At 48.6% G+C, this 18936-nt stretch carries 18 protein-coding genes; 13 read left to right on the top strand and 5 right to left on the bottom strand.

The features are described 5' to 3' along the window. Window positions 1-140 precede the first annotated feature (140 nt). Window positions 141-1850, top strand: coding sequence for a pseudouridine synthase (locus H6F72_RS24125; RefSeq protein ID WP_190441744.1), 1710 nt, complete (start codon window positions 141-143; stop codon window positions 1848-1850). On the opposite strand, the gene H6F72_RS24130 is transcribed toward H6F72_RS24125, so the two are convergent. Both H6F72_RS24130 and H6F72_RS24135 read right to left on the bottom strand, forming a co-directional pair. Beyond that, the gene (locus H6F72_RS24130; protein ID WP_190441746.1) at window positions 1847-3709 is read right to left on the bottom strand and encodes an AAA family ATPase; all 1863 of its coding nucleotides are present in this window, start codon (window positions 3707-3709) and stop codon (window positions 1847-1849) included. The genes H6F72_RS24125 and H6F72_RS24130 overlap by 4 nt on opposite strands. A 152-nt stretch (window positions 3710-3861) precedes the next feature. Next, the gene (locus tag H6F72_RS24135; protein ID WP_190441748.1) at window positions 3862-4074 is read right to left on the bottom strand and encodes a hypothetical protein; all 213 of its coding nucleotides are present in this window, start codon (window positions 4072-4074) and stop codon (window positions 3862-3864) included. Window positions 4075-4339: 265 nt separating this feature from the next. Here H6F72_RS24135 and H6F72_RS24140 point away from each other — a divergent pair, with 265 nt between their 5' ends. Both H6F72_RS24140 and H6F72_RS24145 read left to right on the top strand, forming a co-directional pair. Beyond that, window positions 4340-6118, top strand: coding sequence for an ABC transporter ATP-binding protein (locus H6F72_RS24140; RefSeq protein ID WP_190441750.1), 1779 nt, complete (start codon window positions 4340-4342; stop codon window positions 6116-6118). Then, on the top strand, window positions 6115-7899 hold the full coding sequence (locus H6F72_RS24145; RefSeq protein WP_190441752.1) for an ABC transporter ATP-binding protein: 1785 nt from the start codon (window positions 6115-6117) through the stop codon (window positions 7897-7899). The genes H6F72_RS24140 and H6F72_RS24145 overlap by 4 nt, the downstream gene beginning before the upstream one ends. 168 nt (window positions 7900-8067) lie before the next feature. Here H6F72_RS24145 and nudC read toward each other — a convergent pair whose 3' ends face one another. Further along, window positions 8068-8886 (bottom strand): NAD(+) diphosphatase, encoded by an 819-nt coding sequence (gene nudC / locus H6F72_RS24150; RefSeq protein ID WP_190441754.1) that lies wholly within the window; start codon window positions 8884-8886, stop codon window positions 8068-8070. A gap of 82 nt (window positions 8887-8968) precedes the next feature. Continuing rightward, window positions 8969-9616, bottom strand: coding sequence for a TVP38/TMEM64 family protein (locus H6F72_RS24155; protein WP_190441757.1), 648 nt, complete (start codon window positions 9614-9616; stop codon window positions 8969-8971). A gap of 205 nt (window positions 9617-9821) precedes the next feature. Between H6F72_RS24155 and H6F72_RS24160 the strand changes: the two genes are divergently transcribed. Continuing rightward, a complete protein-coding gene (locus H6F72_RS24160; protein ID WP_190441759.1) occupies window positions 9822-10046 on the top strand; it encodes a hypothetical protein in 225 nt (74 codons plus the stop codon). A 76-nt stretch (window positions 10047-10122) separates the two neighbouring features. Further along, window positions 10123-10380: a hypothetical protein gene (locus H6F72_RS24165; RefSeq protein ID WP_190441761.1), complete on the top strand. Its 258-nt coding sequence runs from the start codon at window positions 10123-10125 to the stop codon at window positions 10378-10380. Between the two features lie 69 nt (window positions 10381-10449). Here the strand turns inward: H6F72_RS24165 and H6F72_RS24170 are convergent, their stop codons facing one another. Continuing rightward, entirely contained in the window at window positions 10450-11175 is a 726-nt protein-coding gene (locus tag H6F72_RS24170) for an SGNH/GDSL hydrolase family protein (protein ID WP_199299269.1), read from the bottom strand. 857 nt (window positions 11176-12032) lie between these two features. Between H6F72_RS24170 and H6F72_RS24175 the strand changes: the two genes are divergently transcribed. The 8 genes from H6F72_RS24175 to arsH all read left to right on the top strand — a co-directional run bounded on the left by H6F72_RS24175 (window position 12033) and on the right by arsH (window position 18840). After that, entirely contained in the window at window positions 12033-12944 is a 912-nt protein-coding gene (locus H6F72_RS24175) for an AraC family transcriptional regulator (RefSeq protein ID WP_190441763.1), read from the top strand. A 41-nt stretch (window positions 12945-12985) separates the two neighbouring features. After that, complete coding sequence (locus tag H6F72_RS24180; RefSeq protein ID WP_190441765.1) at window positions 12986-13432, top strand: hypothetical protein; 447 nt, start codon at window positions 12986-12988, stop codon at window positions 13430-13432. Window positions 13433-14331: 899 nt separating this feature from the next. Next, window positions 14332-14709: a DeoR family transcriptional regulator gene (locus H6F72_RS24185; protein ID WP_190441767.1), complete on the top strand. Its 378-nt coding sequence runs from the start codon at window positions 14332-14334 to the stop codon at window positions 14707-14709. Between the two features lie 208 nt (window positions 14710-14917). Next, complete coding sequence (locus tag H6F72_RS24190; protein WP_190441768.1) at window positions 14918-16315, top strand: carotenoid oxygenase family protein; 1398 nt, start codon at window positions 14918-14920, stop codon at window positions 16313-16315. Window positions 16316-16427: 112 nt separating this feature from the next. Beyond that, entirely contained in the window at window positions 16428-16757 is a 330-nt protein-coding gene (locus tag H6F72_RS24195) for a helix-turn-helix transcriptional regulator (protein ID WP_190441771.1), read from the top strand. Window positions 16758-16921: 164 nt separating this feature from the next. Continuing rightward, a complete protein-coding gene (locus H6F72_RS24200; protein ID WP_242017102.1) occupies window positions 16922-17611 on the top strand; it encodes an MIP/aquaporin family protein in 690 nt (229 codons plus the stop codon). Window positions 17612-17723: 112 nt separating this feature from the next. Further along, complete coding sequence (gene arsC, locus H6F72_RS24205) at window positions 17724-18137, top strand: arsenate reductase, glutathione/glutaredoxin type (protein WP_190441775.1); 414 nt, start codon at window positions 17724-17726, stop codon at window positions 18135-18137. Window positions 18138-18183: 46 nt separating this feature from the next. Continuing rightward, window positions 18184-18840: an arsenical resistance protein ArsH gene (arsH, locus tag H6F72_RS24210; RefSeq protein ID WP_190441778.1), complete on the top strand. Its 657-nt coding sequence runs from the start codon at window positions 18184-18186 to the stop codon at window positions 18838-18840. Window positions 18841-18936: the final 96 nt, after the last annotated feature.

The following is an 18936-nucleotide window of genomic DNA, read 5'->3' on the forward strand; positions in this document are numbered from 1 at the left end:
AGCGATTGCCTCCTCCAACTGCATGAGAGATTTTTCATCCTGTAAGGTTAATTACTTCTGGGTGACATGACGCTTTAGAGTAATAGAGGGAAACAGGCTAATTTCTCTTTCCTCAGGAGGCAGTAGCTTTAGCACCAGATATGGCGGTTTTGCATAGACTCTCGGATTTTATTGACAACAATGTTGCGATCGGTGATGTCATTCCCAGCTATTGGTATGAGGGGCGTTGTCCTCAAAGTGGTACTTGGTTGAGATTACCTCGTACCTCCTTGGCAGAAGCGATCGCTTGTGGTCTGATGCAACAGCTAGCTAAGGATACGGTTTACTCGCATGAGGGCAAAATGTATGGGGTGCTATTGGTAGAACTGCCATCTAGAGAACAGCGAGTTCTGAAAGCTTTTTCTGGGTTGCTGAACGGTCAAGGTCAAGTTGAAGGATGGGTGCCTCCAATTCCTGGGCGTGATCAAGTAGCAATGGTAGAAGTTCAGACAGTGAGGGAGCTAGATACCCTGAAACAAGAGATCATCACTCTGCAAGAATTACCAGAACGGAAACAGTACCAACAGTTATGTCAGGACTGGGAACAACGCTTCAAGAGGATGAGCGATCGCCATCAAAAACGCAAACAACAACGGAAAGAGAAACGCCAAATTCTCTCAGAGACGCTGATTGGCAAAGATCTCGCGATCGCGCTGCAACAACTCGATGAAGCCAGTCGCCAAGATGGGATAGAACGACGACAGCTTAAACGGGAAAGAGATATGGCGTTGCGATCGCTGCAACAGGTAATGTCAACAGCAGACAGCAAAATAGGAGAACTAAAACAACAGCGTAAAGCTCTATCTCATCAACTGCAAACCCAAATGCAGCAGGCTTATTATTTGACCAATTTTGCTGGGCAATCTCTCTCCTTAGAACAATTGGTGTTGGGGTCTGCTCCGATGGGGACCGGAGACTGCTGTGCGCCTAAGTTACTGCATTATGCAGCCACTCACAATCTCAAGCCTTTAGCGATGGCGGAGTTTTGGTGGGGGCCAGCGTCGGTTAGCGGAGATAAAGTTCAGGGAGAGTTCTATGGTGCTTGTGCAGAGCGATGTCAGCCATTAATGGGATTTCTTCTTGCCGGATCTACTATAAGCCCCCCTAGCCTTCTAATAGTGGAGGGAACAAAACAGCTAATTTTCCCCAGTATTGAAGGGGTAGGGGAGCCGAATGCAGAGAGGTTAACTATTCTCTACGAAGATCAGTGGCTAATTGTTGTTGATAAACCTGCGGGACTGCTCTCTGTACCTGGACGCTATCGCGATCGCCAGGATAGTGTGCTCAGTCGCTTACGGTATCTCCTGCCGGATGGTACGGCTCTTTTGCCTGTGCATCGGTTGGATCAGGACACTTCAGGCATTTTGGTGCTGGCTCGCGACCCAGAAACGCATCGACAACTAAGCCAGCAGTTTCAAGCGCGGCAAGTGCAGAAGGTTTATGAGGCAGTCTTAGCGGGTCTCGTTACCAGGGAGCCGGGTGTGATTGAGCTGTCGTTGTGGGGAGATCCTAGCGATCGCCCTTATCAAAAAGTAGATTGGCAGCAGGGTAAACTGAGCATCACCCGCTTTCGCGTTATAGCGAGAGAAGGAGATTATACTCGTCTAGAGTTTTTTCCAGTGACAGGACGGACCCATCAGCTCAGGGTGCATGCGGCTAATTTACAAGGATTGGGGATACCAATATTGGGCGATCGCCTATATGGATGTAACGCAGATTCTAGTCGGTTACATCTCCACGCCAGAAAGCTCCGCTTCCAGCATCCCCAATCTGGTAAAACGCTACATCTAAAATCTGAAACTCCTTTTTAGAGGGTTTGTCGTTGTTCACAGAGCCGCTGATGAGCCGCAGTGAAATCGTCGGTTGTGATTTGAATGCGAGTGGGGTCAGTCAGACCTTGCTTGCGATAGCGACGGATGGCTTCTAAAGCGGCTTGGTTGCTCAATAAAGTTAGATCAGCACCGTTCCAGCCTTCGGTTTGAGCTGCCCAGTGGGCTAGATCGACTGCGGCTAGAGGGCGATCGCTATTGTGAACTTGCAAGATGGCGAGACGGCTAGCCTGATCGGGTAAATCAACTTTCAGTTGCAAGTCTAGGCGGCCCGATCGTAATAAGGCAGGGTCTAAAGCTTCTGGACGATTCGTGGCTCCGATCAGCAGAACATTGGGGCATTCGTGCAGACCGTCTAGTTCCGTGAGGAGTTGACCAACGACGCGATCGCTGACGCCTGAATCTCCAAAACTGCCTCTGGCTGGGGCTAGTGTGTCAATCTCATCAATAAAGACCACACAGGGAGCGGCTTGTCGGGCTTTGGTGAACAGTTCCCGCACTGCTTGTTCGGAAGCACCGACCCACTTGCTCAGCAGTTCCGGGCCGTTAACTGCAATAAAGTTAGCACGGGCTTGAGAGGCCACTGCTTTAGCCAGCATGGTCTTACCTGTGCCTGGAGGCCCCCAGAGCAGGATGCCGCGTGGCGCTTTGGCTTTGGTGCGTTGATAGAGTTCGGGATAGAGCAGCGCTCCCTCAACCGATTCTTGTAGGGTTTGCTTCAGGCTCTCCAACCCACCGATCGCATCCCAGGAGACGTTGGGTGCTTCTACCTCCACCGATCGCAAGACCGCTGGCTTGATCTCCTTAATCGCCTGGAGAAAATCTGCTTGGGATACCGTCAAACTATTAGAAATAGGACCATCTAAAGCAGGCGCATGCCGTCGCAGAGCAGTATAAGCAGCTTTTTGGCATAACGCTTTCAGGTCTGCGCCCACCATGCCTACAGAGAGATCCGCGATCGCCACCAAATCTACGGAACGCTCTAGCGGCATAGTCTGACTCAAAATCTTGAGAATCTCTAATCGTCCTACTCGGTTGGGCACCCGGAACTGCACTTCCCGATCAAAGCGTCCTGGACGGCGCAGAGCGGGATCAAGATGATCGGGGCGATTGGTGGCAGCGAGAACAATCACGCCTTTGCTCTTGGCAAAACCATCCATCAAGCTCAGCAGTTGGGCAACTACCCGCTTTTCCACCTCTCCTTCTACCTTGGCGCGATCGGGAGCGAGGGTGTCAATCTCGTCAATGAAGACGATGCAGGGGGCCGATCGAGCAGCTTTCAAGAAAATGCTCCGCAGGCGTGCCTCGGCTTCTCCATAGTACTTGCCCATCACTTCCGGGCCGACGATCGCGATGTAGTTCACCTCTAGCTCTTGCGCCAGGGCGCGGGCTGTCAGCGTTTTACCTGTGCCAGGAGGGCCTGCAAGCAGCACTCCCTTAGGCGGCTCCAATCCCAATGAAGTGAGTAAATCTGGACGTTTCAGCGGTAGCTCAACTAGCTCTCGCAGTTCTCTAATCACCTCAGACAACCCGCCCACACCTGCCAGAGAGACAGGGGCAACGCTACCAGCTGGGGGAGGTGTAATAATGACTTCGTCCGTCGTCGAAGATGGCGGAGGTGAAGTAGGTCTGGACTGGACTCGACTCGCAGAAGTAGAGTTTTGACGCTCAGCCGGGGCTTCTTTGCCACTTTCCGAGGGGGGGCTTTTGGTAGAGCTACGCCGCACCTCTGCCTGGAACTCTTCTGGCTCAGCTCTGCCTTCCAGCGTTCTGACAATCTCTAACAGACCCTCAAATCCTTGATCTAAGAGGTCTTCAAATTCTTTGAGTAGGTCATCCATAAATTTTTGTCCGCATCGCGGGCGGGGGCTGGCTGGAAAGTGGCTGGAGAAAGTGGGCAATTGCTTCCCACCCGCTCGGTGTTCTCAGGGGTGCTTCCAGTATAGACATCCCAGTTCGGAGCAGATTGACGAGTGTGTAGGGGTCGTTACACTCAAGCGTGGTGCCCTAAACTCAGCGACCTGAACACTTGATAAAGCAGGGTGAGAATAATAGGAATGAGGATAGGGATGGCGACCAGCAGCCCTTGCTTGCCAAAGTGGATTTCTTGGCCATCGGCTTTGAGCACAGCCACAACAGCCACAATGCCCATGATTACCCAGACAAAACCAAACGCAATAAAGAAGGTGAATGGAATATCCTGCATACTCTGCTCCTATGTTTTTTGGTTCACTTCTCTAGCGATTTACTTCTAGGCTAGCTTTGAGACTAAGGTTTGCCCTCTTTCCTTCGATACGCTAGCTTCGCTCATAGATTTTCTGACCTAGAGGGGTGATCGCCTGAGCTCAAATTTAGGAGAGAACTAGTAGAAAATCCGTCGAATGGTGATTCAGGATTAATCTAAATCAGCAGAAAATTTTCAAAGGCATCATTCAACAAAAGCTGCCTGAAGCAATAGTCAAGGAGTTCTATTGGCGCGCTCACCAGACTTTCGAGAACCCTCATTGCCGCACCCGCTCCAGCGAGTCCTGGGCAGTTTAAGTGCTTACCGCTGGACTGCGATCGGTGCTTTGTTCAGCACCCTACTCCTGACCGCTGCCTACGCGGTGACGCCTCAACTATTTCGTTGGGGCATTGATGCAGGGATTGCTCAGAGAAATTTGCGGGTAGTTCTCTATAGTGCGGGCTGGATGGTGGGGGCCGCGATCGCCAGAGGTTTATTCAACTTTGGTCAAAGCTTTTGGGCGGAGGCAGCATCCCAAGGAGTGGCCTATGATTTGCGGAATAAAATTTTTAGTAAGATTCAAAACCTCAGTTTTAGCTACCACGACCAATCGCAAACCTCACAACTACTGACTCGCGTCACCAGCGATATCGAGCAAATTCGCACGTTTTTAAGCACCAGCTTGATGCAGGTCATTAGTGCGATCGTGACATTAGTGAGCGTCGCTGTAATTTTGCTGCTGATGAATTGGCGATTGGCACTGATTACGCTGACTGTGGTGCCGATGGCGGGATGGCTGATGGCCCAATTCCTCAGCAAAACGAGTAGCTTATTTGGGCAAGTGCAACAGCAACTCGGTGATTTGAATGCAGTATTGCAGGAGAACTTGTTTGGCGTGCGAGTGGTGAAAGCGTTTGTGCGCGAGTCTACCGAAACGGCACGCTACACAACGCTGAATGACGCTTTGGTCAAGACCAACATGAAGACCATTCGCGCCATTCACGACACGTTTCCTTTTATCTTTTTGCTGAGTAATTTAGTCACCGTAGTTGTCGTGGGCTACGGCGGTGCAGCGGTGATTGGCGGGCGCTTCTCGATTGGAGAACTAGTCGCGTTCAACTCCTACTTGCTCCTGATTCTGCAACCGATTCTGTTGATTGGTTTTGCCGCCCCTGCGATCGCCCAAGCTGCTGCCTCGGCGGAACGAGTGTATGAGGTAGTAGATGCCAGAATTGAGATTCGCGATCGCCCCCATGCCAGCTTGTTTGACAGTTGCGTGGGCAGAATCACCTTTGAGCATGTTTTCTTCCGCTATCCCGGAGCTACAACCGAAGCCCTAAAAGGCGTTTCTTTTGAAACCAAACCCAAAGAACTGATTGCAATTTTGGGCATGACGGGTTCTGGCAAAAGCACCATCATGAACCTGTTACCGCGTTTCTATGATGTAACCTCTGGCTCAATCCGGATTGATGGTCGAGATGTGCGAGACTTCACCCTAGAAAGTCTGCGATCGCACATTGGCATTGTCTTCCAAGAAACCACACTATTCTCTGGCACTCTCTACAAAAACATTGCCTATGCCAAACCAGATGCAACTCTAGAAGAAGTGATTGAGGTGGCAAAAACCGCCCAAATGCACGACTTTATCACCAGCCTGCCGGATGGTTACGAAACCATTGTGGGAGAACGTGGCGTAGGCTTATCGGGAGGCCAAAAACAACGGATTGCGATCGCCCGAACTCTCCTGACTGACTACAAAATCCTCATCCTAGATGACAGCACCTCTGCCGTCGATGCCAAAACTGCCGCCCAGATCCAAACGGAACTTGATAACCTGATGCGCCAAAAAGCTTGCACAACTTTTGTGATTGCCCAACGCATTAGTACTGTCCAGAACGCCGATCGCATTTTACTCATGGATAAAGGCAGATTAGTCGCCCAAGGAACTCATGAGGAGCTGATGTTCAATAGTCCCCTCTACGGAGCAATTTTAGAGTCTCAGGTTAAGCAAAAGGAGAGAGTATGACAAGTGCAGGGCCAGTTGTCGCAGCGGAGCAAAAGGCGAGCCGTCAGCTCTCAACCTTGCAGCGCTTTCTGCAGTATCTTCGACCTTATAAAAAAGAGGTTCCGATCGCTCTCCTTTTAGTAGCGATCGGCGCTGCAACTCAGTCTATTGGCCCGTTCCTCATTGGTTGGTCAATCGACAACCTCATCATCCAAGGAAATCTATCAGGATTGCTGTTGATGCTAGCATTGCTAGCGTTAATTTATATCCTGGGCATCACAGCGATCCGAGGTCAGATCTTGCGGGTGGGCTGGATTATGCAGCGATTGCTGGGTCAACTTCGCCAAGATATTTTCACCAAGATTCAGAGTCTCCCGATCAGCTTTTTCGATCGCAGTGAAGCGGGCGATTTGATGAGCCGTCTGCTAAATGATGTGAACACCGTGAATCAGGCATTTGGCCAGACGATCGCGCAAATGCTGGGTAACACATTCAGCTTGTTCGGCATCATTATTGCCATGTTCTCGATCAACTTCAAGTTAGGGTTATTGAGCAATCTAGCAGTGCCCCTGATGATCTTTACCACTAGCTTTTTTGCGCGCTGGGCCAGAGCTAGGTTCCGCGTCACCCGCCAGACCATTGGCGATCTCTCTGCCAAGTTAGAAGAAGGCATCACCAGTGTCCGAGAAGCCCAAGCCTTTAACCGTGTAGAGCTGAATATTGCAGAGTTTGATTTGGTAAATGCGGCTAACCGGGATGCCAATGTCCAAGCGGTCGCGATTACTGCGGCGTTTCTCCCCTCCATCGATTTTCTCAATACATTGGCGACGGCTGCGGTATTGGCTTATGGCGGTTACTTAGCAGTAACTGGAGCTGCCACTGTGGGAGTCGTTACGGCTTTCTTGCTGTATGTGCAACAGTTCTTTCGCCCTATTCAAATTCTCAGCCAGTTTTATACTCAAGCACAATCAGCCCTAGCAGGTTTGGAGCGGATCTTTTTGCTACTCGATGAACCCTCCCAACTCCAGGACGCTCCTGACGCTACAGAAATGCCACCGATTCAGGGAGAAGTGGCTTTTGAAAATGTCGCCTTCGGTTATAGCCCCAGTCAATTAGTGCTAAAGGAAGTCCATCTCTGTGCCAAACCAGGCCAAATGATTGCTTTGGTGGGGCCAACGGGAGCAGGGAAGAGTACAATTATTAACTTGATTCTGCGCTTCTATGATGTGACGGGTGGGGCAGTCAAAATTGATGGAGTAGATATCCGTAGTGTCACCCAAGCCAGCCTGCGCCGCCAGATTGGCATCGTTTTGCAAGACAATATTCTCTTCAGCGGCACTGTGGCAGAGAACATTGCTTTTGGTTCTCCTCATGCGACTCAAGCAGATATTGAAGCTGCTGCTCAACTCGCGAATGTGCATGAGTTTGTCATCTCCCTACCCCAGGGATACTCAACCCAATTAGGAGAGCGAGGAGCACCCCTCAGCCAAGGACAACGGCAACTAGTCAGTATTGCTCGTGCTGTCTTGATCAACCCCCGAATTCTAATTCTCGATGAAGCCACCAGCAGCATTGACACCCGCACTGAAGCTTTAGTCCAAGATGCGATCGCCCGTCTCCTAAAGGGTCGTACCAGTTTCGTGATCGCCCATCGCCTCAGCACTGTCACCCAAGCCGATCAAGTTCTAGTGATTCAGCAGGGACAAATTGTAGAATCTGGCACTCATGCCGAACTAATCGCTCAACAAGGTATCTACGCCAACCTCTACGCCCTCCAACTCGGTGCACCCGCAGCAGCCTGATTAATGCTGATCAATGTATTGATCTAAGCTGCATAATTTAAGTAGCGATCAGGAACGGTGCTGCCATGCCGATTGATCTCAACCGCATTGATGCCATTCAAGACTACGACGAGGCGATCGCGGTCTTAGAAGCATTTGTTGCAGAGCTGACCAGAGAATTTGCTAGGTCTAGGGTGTGGTAACAAACCAATCAATCAGCTTACGAGCAATGCTTGGCTTGGACGGAACTGGAGGCAAGTTGCGTTTATGAAACCAAGCGGCATCAGTTAACTCTTCTGGTTGCACGACGATCTCGCCACTGACGTAGGTAGCCGTGAAGCCAATCATCAAGGAGTTGGGGAAGGGCCAAGGCTGCGATCCAAAATAACGGATATCCTTGATCTCAATGCCTACTTCTTCTCGTACTTCACGCGCTACAGTCTCTTCCAATGACTCTCCTGGTTCTACAAATCCAGCTAGCACACTGTACATGTTGGATGGAAAGCGAGGAGCCCGCGCTAGTAATACTTCCTCATCCCGCGAGATCAGGACGATCACGGCGGGAGAGAGACGCGGGTAATTCGTTAAACTGCATTTAGGGCAACGCTTTACTCGCTCGGTAGGTAGTTGAGTCGTGGGAGTGCCACAGCAACCACAATACTGATGGGTCCGATCCCACTCCATGATCTGGATTGCCCGACTGCTCACGCTATATAGCTCTTCGCCTAAAGCACCATATAGCTCGCGGAGCCCTCGCACAGCCATATTCTCTGGGATTGCTGTCTCTTGGGGAAGTTCTGCGGAGTAGCAAGGTTGACCGTCTAGGGTGCCGAGAAACTGAGTCCGCACAGGCACTAAGCCGATCGCCGCCAAGTTGATCAGGTGGGGGATTGTGGTGTGAGTACCATTGATCTGAACCAGTAATTTGTTACCCAGAAACGCAAACCACCAAGCAGGGCTAGATTGAACTTCGGGGGCAGCAGTGCCAGGAATAAACGTTCGATGCATAACAGGAGCACATCACGGCCTCTATCCTATCACTGCGATCGCGATGACCTAGCACTCTGAACTAACACGCTACTATGAACTACTATGAATTGGATGAATTGGGCTGTCGTTGCACCACCGCAGTCACAATGCCAATCCCGAACGCTGCGAGGAGAGCAAAACCTAAAAGTAATTGGCTATCCTCGAAGATACCTGCGCCCGCTGCCACCCAAAGCGGTTTAGCGACGAGAATGCTGAAGACTAAAGCCAGCAAATAGCTGTGCCAGCGCACTTGAGTCAGGCCAACGCCGTAGGCAGCAAAATCAAATAAGCCAGTCATAAGAAAACCCGTCATCAGGAAAAAGTTGCGCTCTAAATGGCGTTGAGCCAGACGATCGACTTTCTCCATAAATTGCTGCCCGACAAATCGCTCCACCAAGCTGCGTCCATAACGACGGGCAATGTAGAAATTGAAGGTACAAGAAGCTAAATCTGCTAAGGCTACAATCAGCAGCCCTTCAGCAAAGCCAAACAGGCCGCCTGCCAAAATGGCGTAGGCCGTTCCCGGCAGCACTGGCAAGATGATGCTAGTAAAGCGCAGTGCAAATACGATCGCAGGTGCCCAAACTCCAAATTGATCCACCTGCTGACGAATTCGCTCAATTCCCACTTGGTTGAGTAGGCCGATCGCTAAAACAATCAGAACTCCGATTAGCACCCAGCGCAGTAGGTTGATCCATTTGTTCTTCATACAGCGTTCCCTTCTCAGACTTTACATGGTGGCATAAAAGCACCCTGGATCGGACTGAAAGCGCGATCGCTAAGATGAGCCGCTCGGAGGATTTATGAGAAAGGGTAAGCCGCCTATGTTGATTTGTGACATCTGCAACAGAAAGTTGATGCGACATCGGAAATCATGTTAATTATAAAGAAAATCTTAAGGGGTGGAGGATGCAATGATGACTCCCAAAATGATGCGTCAGCTCTGGAGCTTAGTGGACACGACACAAGTCAGCACTCTGCTGCAATTTGATGATTCTGCCTTGGCGCAGTTACTCCTCAAGCAACTCACCGCAGAGCAGCCCATTGATGCTCAAACCGCCCGCAGCCTCAATACTTACATTCAAGCGAAGTTGCCTTTAATTCGTGATACCGCTGAAAGCCGCCTCTGTGCTCGGTAAAGTCATCCATTGGCGTTTGCGACAACAGCACCGATTATCCAGCCCCTTTGCGGACTTCATTTAAATAAATATATTTATGCATTCCTGGTTCGGCGTCGCTTTGGTAGCGTATTTGATCGGAGCCGCGATCGAAGGAATTACTACTGCCAACCAGCTCTCCCATTTGGTTCCAGAACTCTTAAAAGGCACACAAGAGAAGCCCGCAGAGTGTCCTGAAACACCTGTAGAAGTTTTACAAGTTTTTTTAGTCATTACCGCTGTCAGTGTGGGTGGAGCCTTTTTCTGGCCCTGTCGCTTGTTGCACCGCTCTATCAAAGAACAACATCACAGCTAGGCCCGCCCATACTGGGTTGGAGTAGAAACATGCTGGGCTCATGCTGGGCTAGAAACGGTAAGGCTCAACTCAAGATTTACCCAAAACATAGGGCAGAAAAGCCCGTCGAACTTCCGAAGCTCCCCGTAAACTTGGCTCGATGGTGGCGGTGAACCATGAGGGGTCACCCGTCAAAAAGTGAGCATGGATGTCTACTAACTGCCCATAGCGCGTCGCAATTTCTTGGATAGCTGTGTTGATACGTCGAAGATTAGTGCGGGCGATCGCCGGATCAACTCCTGAAAAGTTGCGCTGATCATCTCCTAGAGTGGGGTCGTACACATTACCTAACAAAATCGGACGAATCGGCAACTGTTGCACAAAGGTGTCAAGGTCATTAGCAAATGTGGTGATCCCTGGACCCGAATCACGAATTAGTCCTCCTAGCAAATCATTGCCACCAATGGTAATCAACGCGATCGCCTGACCTTCAACCTGTAATCCCTGCACTTGAGATGGTAGCCATCTGACGGTTGCCCCATCCTGCGCCCGATGCTCTAGGCGAGCTGTTCCTTGTGACTGCAAATCCTGACCTTGGAATTCGGGAAACAGGCGATCGTCATTACGCACTAGCAGTTGCCCTGGATGCACTCCGTACTCGTTGTACCGCCCACAATCTAAAATCGAATCGCCAAAGGTGTAGAGAGTTACCATTGCTTGCTCACGCCTAACACAACCAAGAAGAGCCAGAACTCCTGCCTCTCCAGCGATCGTCCGGATAAACTGTCGTCGCGTCGATCGAAATGGAGTCATCATAGTCTCCTCCAGACTGACATTAACATGGGAGGTAAAAGAGGAGATTGATCAGAAGATAGATTTATCCGCGTCACGCCCAATGATGATCACACTGGATGCTTAGAGAAGTGAGCATCTATCTTCATCCACCCCGACTCGCGCAGGAATCTAGCAAGGTCCTTAAGAAATCCGCATCACGTCCATTATCTGTTTTAGTGTATTGGGCGGGATCAGGATTCACTAAAACTTCAGCGGTCGCTATACCTGCTGGCGCTGGTTCAAAACGAACCTTAAAGACACAAAGACAAGTCCAACTAAGATGCAGATAGAGCCAGGGAGATTCATAGAAAACAAACTATTTATTCTCCATCGCCTCTGGAATTACCCCACCGATAAGCTTACCGAACTCATCTTGTGAGTAAATCTTTTCGCCTGAAAGGGATGCAGATACAGCGGGCATAGATTGAATTGTTCAATCCTCTCGCTTAGCAGTTCTCATAGTCTTAATTTGGTTCCTTGTACTCAATATATTAACTCAAGTACTTGAAAATTCTTGCTTAGTAAGACAAGTCGCAGTAAAGGGTTTAACACTTACTATTTTAATCACATTGAATGTATTTAAAGATTTTGCAGAAATTAATACGTTTTAGTTGTCGGTAAGACATTACTTTAGAGTTCTCTATGGGATGTTTGGCCTTAGATGTCTTCAGTCGGGTTCATTTTTGAATCGTAGGTTGAAGACATTGGAATAGTTGCGAAGAGTTTGTCAAAAACACCTACTCCAGCAGCTTTCTCCGTTTTTCAATAATTAGCTGACTGCTATATGCGCAGCTAATGTTGCAAATCAGTAAGAGTGCCCCCAATCATCCTTAAAAGTAATGTCAAAAGAGCAGCATCTATCAATTGACCATTTCCAGAAAGACTCAACTTCCCAAGTTCTTCCAAGCTTACCTCTCTTGAGTAGCCATAAGTCTGGATGGAACAATGTTTGTCTAGCGCAATACTGCGAACCAGCTTGGGAACTACCGGAAATGTGTAGCTCTCAACATATGATTATTATTTATGCTCCGAAAAAGACGACCAATGTAGAATTTTCTACTGAAGGCTGTTTGACGAAGCTACAGTATCACCCAAGTGATCATATAAAGGGCTGTGTTGGGAGCGTACCTGCAAGCCTACCTTTCAAACTTGCTTGGGATCAGGAAATTTCAAGTACTCATCTTTATCTTGAGCCTACATTTGTTTCTCATGTAGCTCATGAAACAGTTAATCCCGATCGCGTTGAGATTTTGTTTGAAGCAAAGAGACCTGATCTTTTAATCTACCACATTGGTCAGGCACTGACAGCCGCACTGGAATTTGATGGTAGTAGAAGTGGCTTCTATGCAGATTCGATGGCAATTGCACTATCAGCTCATTTACTTCAACACTACTCAACTCGCAAGCCTAAGCTGCGAGAATATGAAGATGGTTTATCTACATACAAATTAAACCAAGCGATCGCTTATATGAATGATCATTTAAGTGAAAAAGTGTCTCTGGCGGCGATCGCGGCTGAATTGAATATGAGCCAGTATTATTTCTGCCATCTCTTTAAACAGTCCGCTGGTATGAGCCCCTATCACTATCTGACGCAACAACGAATAGAACGAGCAAAGCAGTTGTTAAAAGAACCAAGATGGACAATTACGGAGGTGGCGCTAGAATGCGGATTTACTACTCAAAGCCAGTTGGCTAAGAATTTTCGTCAATATACGGGGGTTTCACCTAAACAGTTTCGAAAAAAATAACAAGATTGTGCTCAAAACCGCAAGAAAATGTTTGACCTCCAATGCCGAGACTGACTACCTTTATTCTAGCGTCTGGTCAACTTGCTTCATTGAAATTCATTGCAGCTGCTAAGGATCTTAAAGATATGAAGTTTAGACAAGTACCTTTCTTTCTTGATTGGAGAAATAAACTAGGTGAAAAGATCAGGTTAGTTGTAGGAATAATTCTAGTGATTCTTACTATGAGCTTCATGATGACACTTAACAGTTTCAACATGGCTGTTGCTCAGGATCAAGATTATCAAAAGCTATGTAGTGGTTTTGTTGATGGTAACTACCGCGATAGCATTTCAGTTCCTTTTACTTGGAAAATCCCTGCTTGCCAGAGGTATGCAGAAAGCATAGGTGCAGATTACTATCAACTGGGTTGTCTTAGCCCTAACGGGTTTTCTTGGGGGGAACCGAACGGTGGTCCTCCAGGCAGAAATAGGTGTGAGTGGTCCTACTAAAGACTAGTGGGTGGGGCGTTCAAAATGATGAGAGCATTTTACTTTTGCAGCCCAAATCTCTATCCTGTGATTCTTCTCCTGGCTCGCGATAAGAAAGATCGTTAATAACATTAGGGTCAAAAGATTAACGTTAGTAAGAATAAATTACAGTCCTCTCTATTGGCGGCGTATTCAGTGTTTAACTTCAGCACACTCCATAAGAATTTGAGGCCTAGTATAGGTAAGCCAGTAGCTTTTCTTCTACTTGTCATTGCTACTATCTTCACCCTTCTGATCTTAAATAGTGCCCCCCTAACAGCTCAATCTTCTCATTATAATTTTATTCCTCAAGGAGAGAGTGACGAGCTAATAGCTCAGTTGGCTCTACCTGCCTCCCTGATAGTAGGTAGTGTTATCTCTGCGCCTGCGCCATTAAGGGGTCAAAAGAATCGTTCAAGTGGAAATTTTAGTGTTGCATCTACTAGTGGTAAGCTCTACTGGGCGGTTCTTGAGAATGGAATTCCAAATCCTATGATCTCCTTCAATGTAATGCAAGACCGATCGATGGCAAGAGATCCTGTTCTCTATAGAGGTCTGCATGATACTGCAACGACAGGACCACTTCCAACCCGCTCCATTTACATTGCTAACCCAAGTGGAGCCAGAAGAAATTTTCAAGTCCTAGTGTATAAAGGCTTGCGCTAGTCCGTTAGTTAAAGACACAGTGCAAATCCCTGAGCCAAAAGTACAACGCTGATCTCATGGATTAATTCTAACTTTATATGTAGGGGTTTTACATGTTCTACTTTAGGTTGCTTTGTAACAACTGGAAACATAATGCACCAAGTTTAGTAGTCGCCTTTTTGGCCTTGATTACTGTTCCTACTCTGCTTATGCTTCTTGGTAACACACTGGTAGCTATGTCTGCTCAACCTAATCTGTACAACACCGCTTTCCTAGAAGGAAGTGAAAAATTGCTGGCTCAGTCAGTACCCATAGCTGCTGTGGTTTCTGCTCCTAGACCTCTACGTTTTCAGAAAAATCGTTCAAGTGCAAATTTTAGTGTTGTATCTCCTAGAGGTAGTCGCCTACGATGGGTAGTCCTTGAGAACGGCGTTCCAAATCGCAATATCCGTTTTAGTTTGAAGGAAGACCGATCCGTTGCAACTGATCCTGTCATTTATATAGGTGTGCGTCATGGTTCCATCACACGAAGTATTTTAGTTCGCTCCATCTACATAGCTGATCCAACTGGAGCTAGGGGTAATTTTCAAGTTGCAGTTTACGAGATTCCTTAATACTTTGATTTTGAACAGAGAGTGATTTGTTCCAGCAGGCTTATAGATTGTAGAACTAGGCCCAAGAACTAACACATACGGAGTGTTAGAGTTTGTGCCTTAGCTCAAGTTGTTAAGAGTCACGATTGCTTTGTCTCAGTGAAGAGGCAATCGCAAACCCTCACAATTTTTTGCTAGAACAGAATAGCAGGCCCATTTTTCAGGTTCCATGACTGCCACAGGCATCAACCCTTATCTAGCTGACAACTTTGCCCCGATCCGTAGCGAAATTACCGTCGAAGACCTCCCAGTGCTGGGAGAACTTCCGACTGACCTCAACGGCATGTTTGTCCGCAATGGTCCCAACCCGCAATTTCCGCCCCTCGGTCGCTACCATTGGTTCGATGGGGATGGGATGTTGCATGGGGTACAGATTCAAAATGGCAAAGCCAGCTACCGCAACCGCTACATCCGCACGATGGGATATGAAGCCGAGCGAGCAGCAGGCAAAGCCTTGTGGGGTGGCATGTTGGAACCCACACCTCCCAACAATCCCTATGGCCCTGTCAAGAACGCTGCTAATACTGCCCTAGTCTGGCATCGCGATCGCCTACTCGCCACTTGGGAAGGAGGCGCACCCCACGCCGTTACGGTACCTGAGCTAGACACCATTGGCCCCCATACCTACCAGGGTAAGCTTACTTCTGCCTGCACAGCTCACCCCAAAGTAGACCCCGTAACGGGTGAGATGTTGTTCTTTGGCTACTCTCTATTTCAACCGCCCTATTTGAAATACAGTGTTGTTTCTCCTGAAGGCGAGCTGGTTCGTACTGTTCCTATCGACTTGCCTGTGGGTGTGATGATGCATGACTTTGCCATCACTGAGCACTACACGATTTTTCTTGATTTACCCATGGAGTTCCGTCTGGAACGGATGCAGCAGGGACAACCTCCCTTGGTATTTCGGCGCGATCGCCCTAGTCGCTTTGGCATCCTGCCCCGTCATGGAGACAACAGTTCTATTCGTTGGTTTGAAGCTCCCAGCTGCTATATCTTCCACACGCTCAATGCTTATGAATCCGGCAATGAAGTGATTTTACTGGCCTGTCGGATGAGCGAGGTAGATGTCCTCGGTGCTGCCGATTCACCTATGCATGACGAGAGTGACCTCTCTCAGGATGATTCTGCTGCTCCTTGTCTGTATCGTTGGCGCTTCAACCCCAAAACAGGTGAGGTTCATGAGGAGAAAGTGAGCGAGCTCCCTGGCGAATTTCCTCGGATTAACGAGCACTATACAGGTCGCCCAAACCGCTATGGTTATTTAGCGAAAAGCGCTCAGGGTTCTATGCCCCGGTTCGATGGTTTCATTAAATATGACTTCACGACTGGAGCGACCCAAGTTCATGAATTTGGCAGAGGACGTTATGGCGGTGAAGGTGTTTTTGTACCCCGACCTAACGCTACGGCTGAGGATGATGGCTGGCTGATGACCTATGTGCATGACCAGACCACAGACACCTCCGAATTAGTGATGATTAACGCTCAGGATTTCGCTGGAGAAACTGTTGCCCGTATCCCTCTACCGCAGCGAGTTCCCTACGGGTTTCATGGCATTTGGGTTCCATAAACTCATTAGATCTGGCTTCATTCAGGCTGCGATTGCCATGAGGATGACATTGACTGAAAGTTAGACCTAAAATGAGGCATCACTTTAATCAAAGTTGATTTAACAGGATTTAATGCAAAAAGTATCATCTCCGCCCTCCACTTTAATCGCTGCTGGTTTTCATGCTCTTTCCGATCCGCTGCGTCTCCAGGTTTTGGATTTGCTCAGAAGTCAAGAGCTTTGCGTTTGCGATCTCTGTGAGGCTTTAGCAGTCAGCCAATCCAAGCTGTCTTTTCATCTAAAGGCGTTGAAGGAGGCGCAACTTGTCCAAGCCAGGCAGGAGGGACGCTGGATTTATTACAGTCTCAACTTGCCTCAGTTCGTAGTTTTAGAACAATATCTATCCGAGTTTCGTCGTTTCAGCCCGATCTTACCTGCTCGCAGTTGTCGAGATAACGCTTAACTCCTATCGAACTTACTTTGAGCCATATCGTTGCAAGTCTATCAGTAACAAAACCTGCTTGACATATCAATTTTTATTGAAATAATGGATATAGTTTCGGTATTAAGTTGGGCATGCGGGCAGCAAAGACTGTGTCAAAGCCAAGGCAATGGAAAACAAAGCACTTGACACTTTTTGCCTGTCGGCGGGAAGCGATCGCGGAAGCGGTAGGGACGTTTATTCTGGTGTTTGCGGGCACTGGAGCTGTCATGGTGAACCAGATCAGCGATGGTGCCGTGACTCACCTCGGCGTTAGTTTTGTCTTTGGTGCCGTTGTCGCTGCCTTGATCTATACGCTGGGGCACATTAGTGGAGCGCACTTTAACCCCGCCGTCACGCTAGCATTCTGGGCCAGCGGCTTCTTCCCCCGCAAGCATGTCATAGCTTATATTCTGGCTCAGTCTTTCGGTGCCGTGGTTGCCTCAGTCGCACTGCTAGCCTCCTTGGGGCCAGTCGCTAACTTAGGAGCAACACTCCCCTTAAACGACAATTGGCTGCAATCGTTAGTGCTGGAAACGATTTTGACCTTTATTCTCATGTTCGTGATTCTGGGGTCTGGTCTTGATCGCCGGGCTCCCATTGGTTTTGCGGGAGTAGCTATTGGACTAACGGTGGGACTAGAAGCCGCCTTTATGGGACCGATTACAGGAGCCAGCATGAACCCAGTGCGATCGCTTGGCCCCGCTTTGGTTTCGGGTCTATGGCAACATCATTGGTTGTATTGGGTGGCTCCCATCTTGGGCGCACAATTGGCTGTCTTAATCTACCGTCAGTTGTCTAACAACTTTCAAGACATCATTCGAGATATTACCTAGTGCTTCGCTCCATCAGATTTGTGGTGTTGGGCGGGCGAAGCCCGCCCAACACCAACCAGCAAAATTAATGTGGTGACTTCCTAAAAACACTATTGAATTGGAGCAACTTGCGATGAAACGTGTGATGTTTGTGTGCAAAAAGAACTCTGCCCGTTCTCAAATGGCTGAAGGCTTTGCCAAAAATTTAGGTCAGGGAGTCCTAGAAGTGACGAGTTCAGGGTTAGAGGCCAGCCAAGTACGGCCAGAGGCGATCGCAACAATGCAAGAGATTGGGATTGATATTAGCGATCAAACTTCTGATGCTTTAAGTGACTTCAATCCAAATAATTTTGATGTGGTGATCTCCCTCTGTGGTTGTGGTGTGAACTTGCCACCTGAATGGGTAACAAGGGAAGTCTTCGAAGACTGGCAGCTAGATGACCCAGCCGAGCAGCCTGAGATCTTCCCAAGAGTCCGAGATGAAATTAAAGTACGGGTGACTCAGCTAGTCGCATCCCTGAAGGAAGCAACTGCACCTCTTGGATAGTGATTTACCTAACTATTTCGTCTTTATTTAGAACAGCCACATCTCTATGACATCCTTCGATCATCCCCCTAGAATCTTGTTCTTGTATGGTTCCTTGCGCGATCGCTCCTATAGCCGCTTGTTAGCAGAAGAGGCCGCTCGGATTATTCAAGAATTTGGGGCTGAGGTAAAATTTTTCGATCCGCGAGAACTCCCTATTTATGGCAGCGTGCCGGATACCCACCCCAAAGTGCAGGAATTGCGAGAGTTGAGCCAGTGGTCGGAAGGCCAAGTTTGGTCTAGCCCAGAGATGCACGGTCAGATTACGGGCATTCTGAAAAACCAAATTGACTGGATTCCCCTCAGTATTGGAGCCGTTCGCCCCACCCAAGGGAGAACTTTGGCGGTGATGCAGGTGAGTGGTGGGTCTCAATCTTTCAACGCTGTTAATACGATGCGGCTGCTTGGTCGCTGGATGCGGATGTTCACCATTCCCAATCAGTCTTCAGTTGCCAAAGCCTATCAGGAATTCAATGAAGATGGCACCATGAAAGATTCGCCCTACCGCGATCGCGTGGTGGATGTGATGGAAGAACTTTATAAGTTCACTCTACTACTACGACATCAGGTAGATTACCTCACCGATCGCTACAGTGAGCGCAAGGAAAAAGCTGCTAAGCAAGTCGCTGAAGTGGCGAACCAAGCCTTAGAAGCGACTCGTTAGGATAAGTTGCGTCGGTATAGCCACCGCGATCTCTCAGCAAATTTCTAGTTGAATCAAACTCTATAAATCTCGTAAAGCCTTCCGCTATCTTGGTTG

The sequence above is a fragment of the Trichocoleus sp. FACHB-46 genome, assembly GCF_014695385.1.
Lineage (GTDB): Bacteria > Cyanobacteriota > Cyanobacteriia > FACHB-46 > FACHB-46 > Trichocoleus.

Excerpts from the sequence above, each read along its gene's own strand:
- H6F72_RS24170 (WP_199299269.1), bottom strand. The coding sequence starts at position 11,175 with ATGATGACTCCATTTCGATCGACGCGACGACAGTTTATCCGGACGATC.
- H6F72_RS24155 (WP_190441757.1), bottom strand. The coding sequence starts at position 9,616 with ATGAAGAACAAATGGATCAACCTACTGCGCTGGGTGCTAATCGGAGTT.
- H6F72_RS24175 (WP_190441763.1), top strand. The coding sequence starts at position 12,033 with ATGTCAAAAGAGCAGCATCTATCAATTGACCATTTCCAGAAAGACTCA.
- arsH (WP_190441778.1), top strand. The coding sequence starts at position 18,184 with ATGACATCCTTCGATCATCCCCCTAGAATCTTGTTCTTGTATGGTTCC.
- H6F72_RS24190 (WP_190441768.1), top strand. The coding sequence starts at position 14,918 with ATGACTGCCACAGGCATCAACCCTTATCTAGCTGACAACTTTGCCCCG.
- H6F72_RS24125 (WP_190441744.1), top strand. The coding sequence starts at position 141 with ATGGCGGTTTTGCATAGACTCTCGGATTTTATTGACAACAATGTTGCG.
- nudC (WP_190441754.1), bottom strand. The coding sequence starts at position 8,886 with ATGCATCGAACGTTTATTCCTGGCACTGCTGCCCCCGAAGTTCAATCT.
- H6F72_RS24130 (WP_190441746.1), bottom strand. The coding sequence starts at position 3,709 with ATGGATGACCTACTCAAAGAATTTGAAGACCTCTTAGATCAAGGATTT.
- H6F72_RS24145 (WP_190441752.1), top strand. The coding sequence starts at position 6,115 with ATGACAAGTGCAGGGCCAGTTGTCGCAGCGGAGCAAAAGGCGAGCCGT.
- arsC (WP_190441775.1), top strand. The coding sequence starts at position 17,724 with ATGAAACGTGTGATGTTTGTGTGCAAAAAGAACTCTGCCCGTTCTCAA.
- H6F72_RS24195 (WP_190441771.1), top strand. The coding sequence starts at position 16,428 with ATGCAAAAAGTATCATCTCCGCCCTCCACTTTAATCGCTGCTGGTTTT.
- H6F72_RS24135 (WP_190441748.1), bottom strand. The coding sequence starts at position 4,074 with ATGCAGGATATTCCATTCACCTTCTTTATTGCGTTTGGTTTTGTCTGG.
- H6F72_RS24160 (WP_190441759.1), top strand. The coding sequence starts at position 9,822 with ATGATGACTCCCAAAATGATGCGTCAGCTCTGGAGCTTAGTGGACACG.
- H6F72_RS24185 (WP_190441767.1), top strand. The coding sequence starts at position 14,332 with ATGTCTGCTCAACCTAATCTGTACAACACCGCTTTCCTAGAAGGAAGT.
- H6F72_RS24165 (WP_190441761.1), top strand. The coding sequence starts at position 10,123 with ATGCATTCCTGGTTCGGCGTCGCTTTGGTAGCGTATTTGATCGGAGCC.
- H6F72_RS24180 (WP_190441765.1), top strand. The coding sequence starts at position 12,986 with ATGCCGAGACTGACTACCTTTATTCTAGCGTCTGGTCAACTTGCTTCA.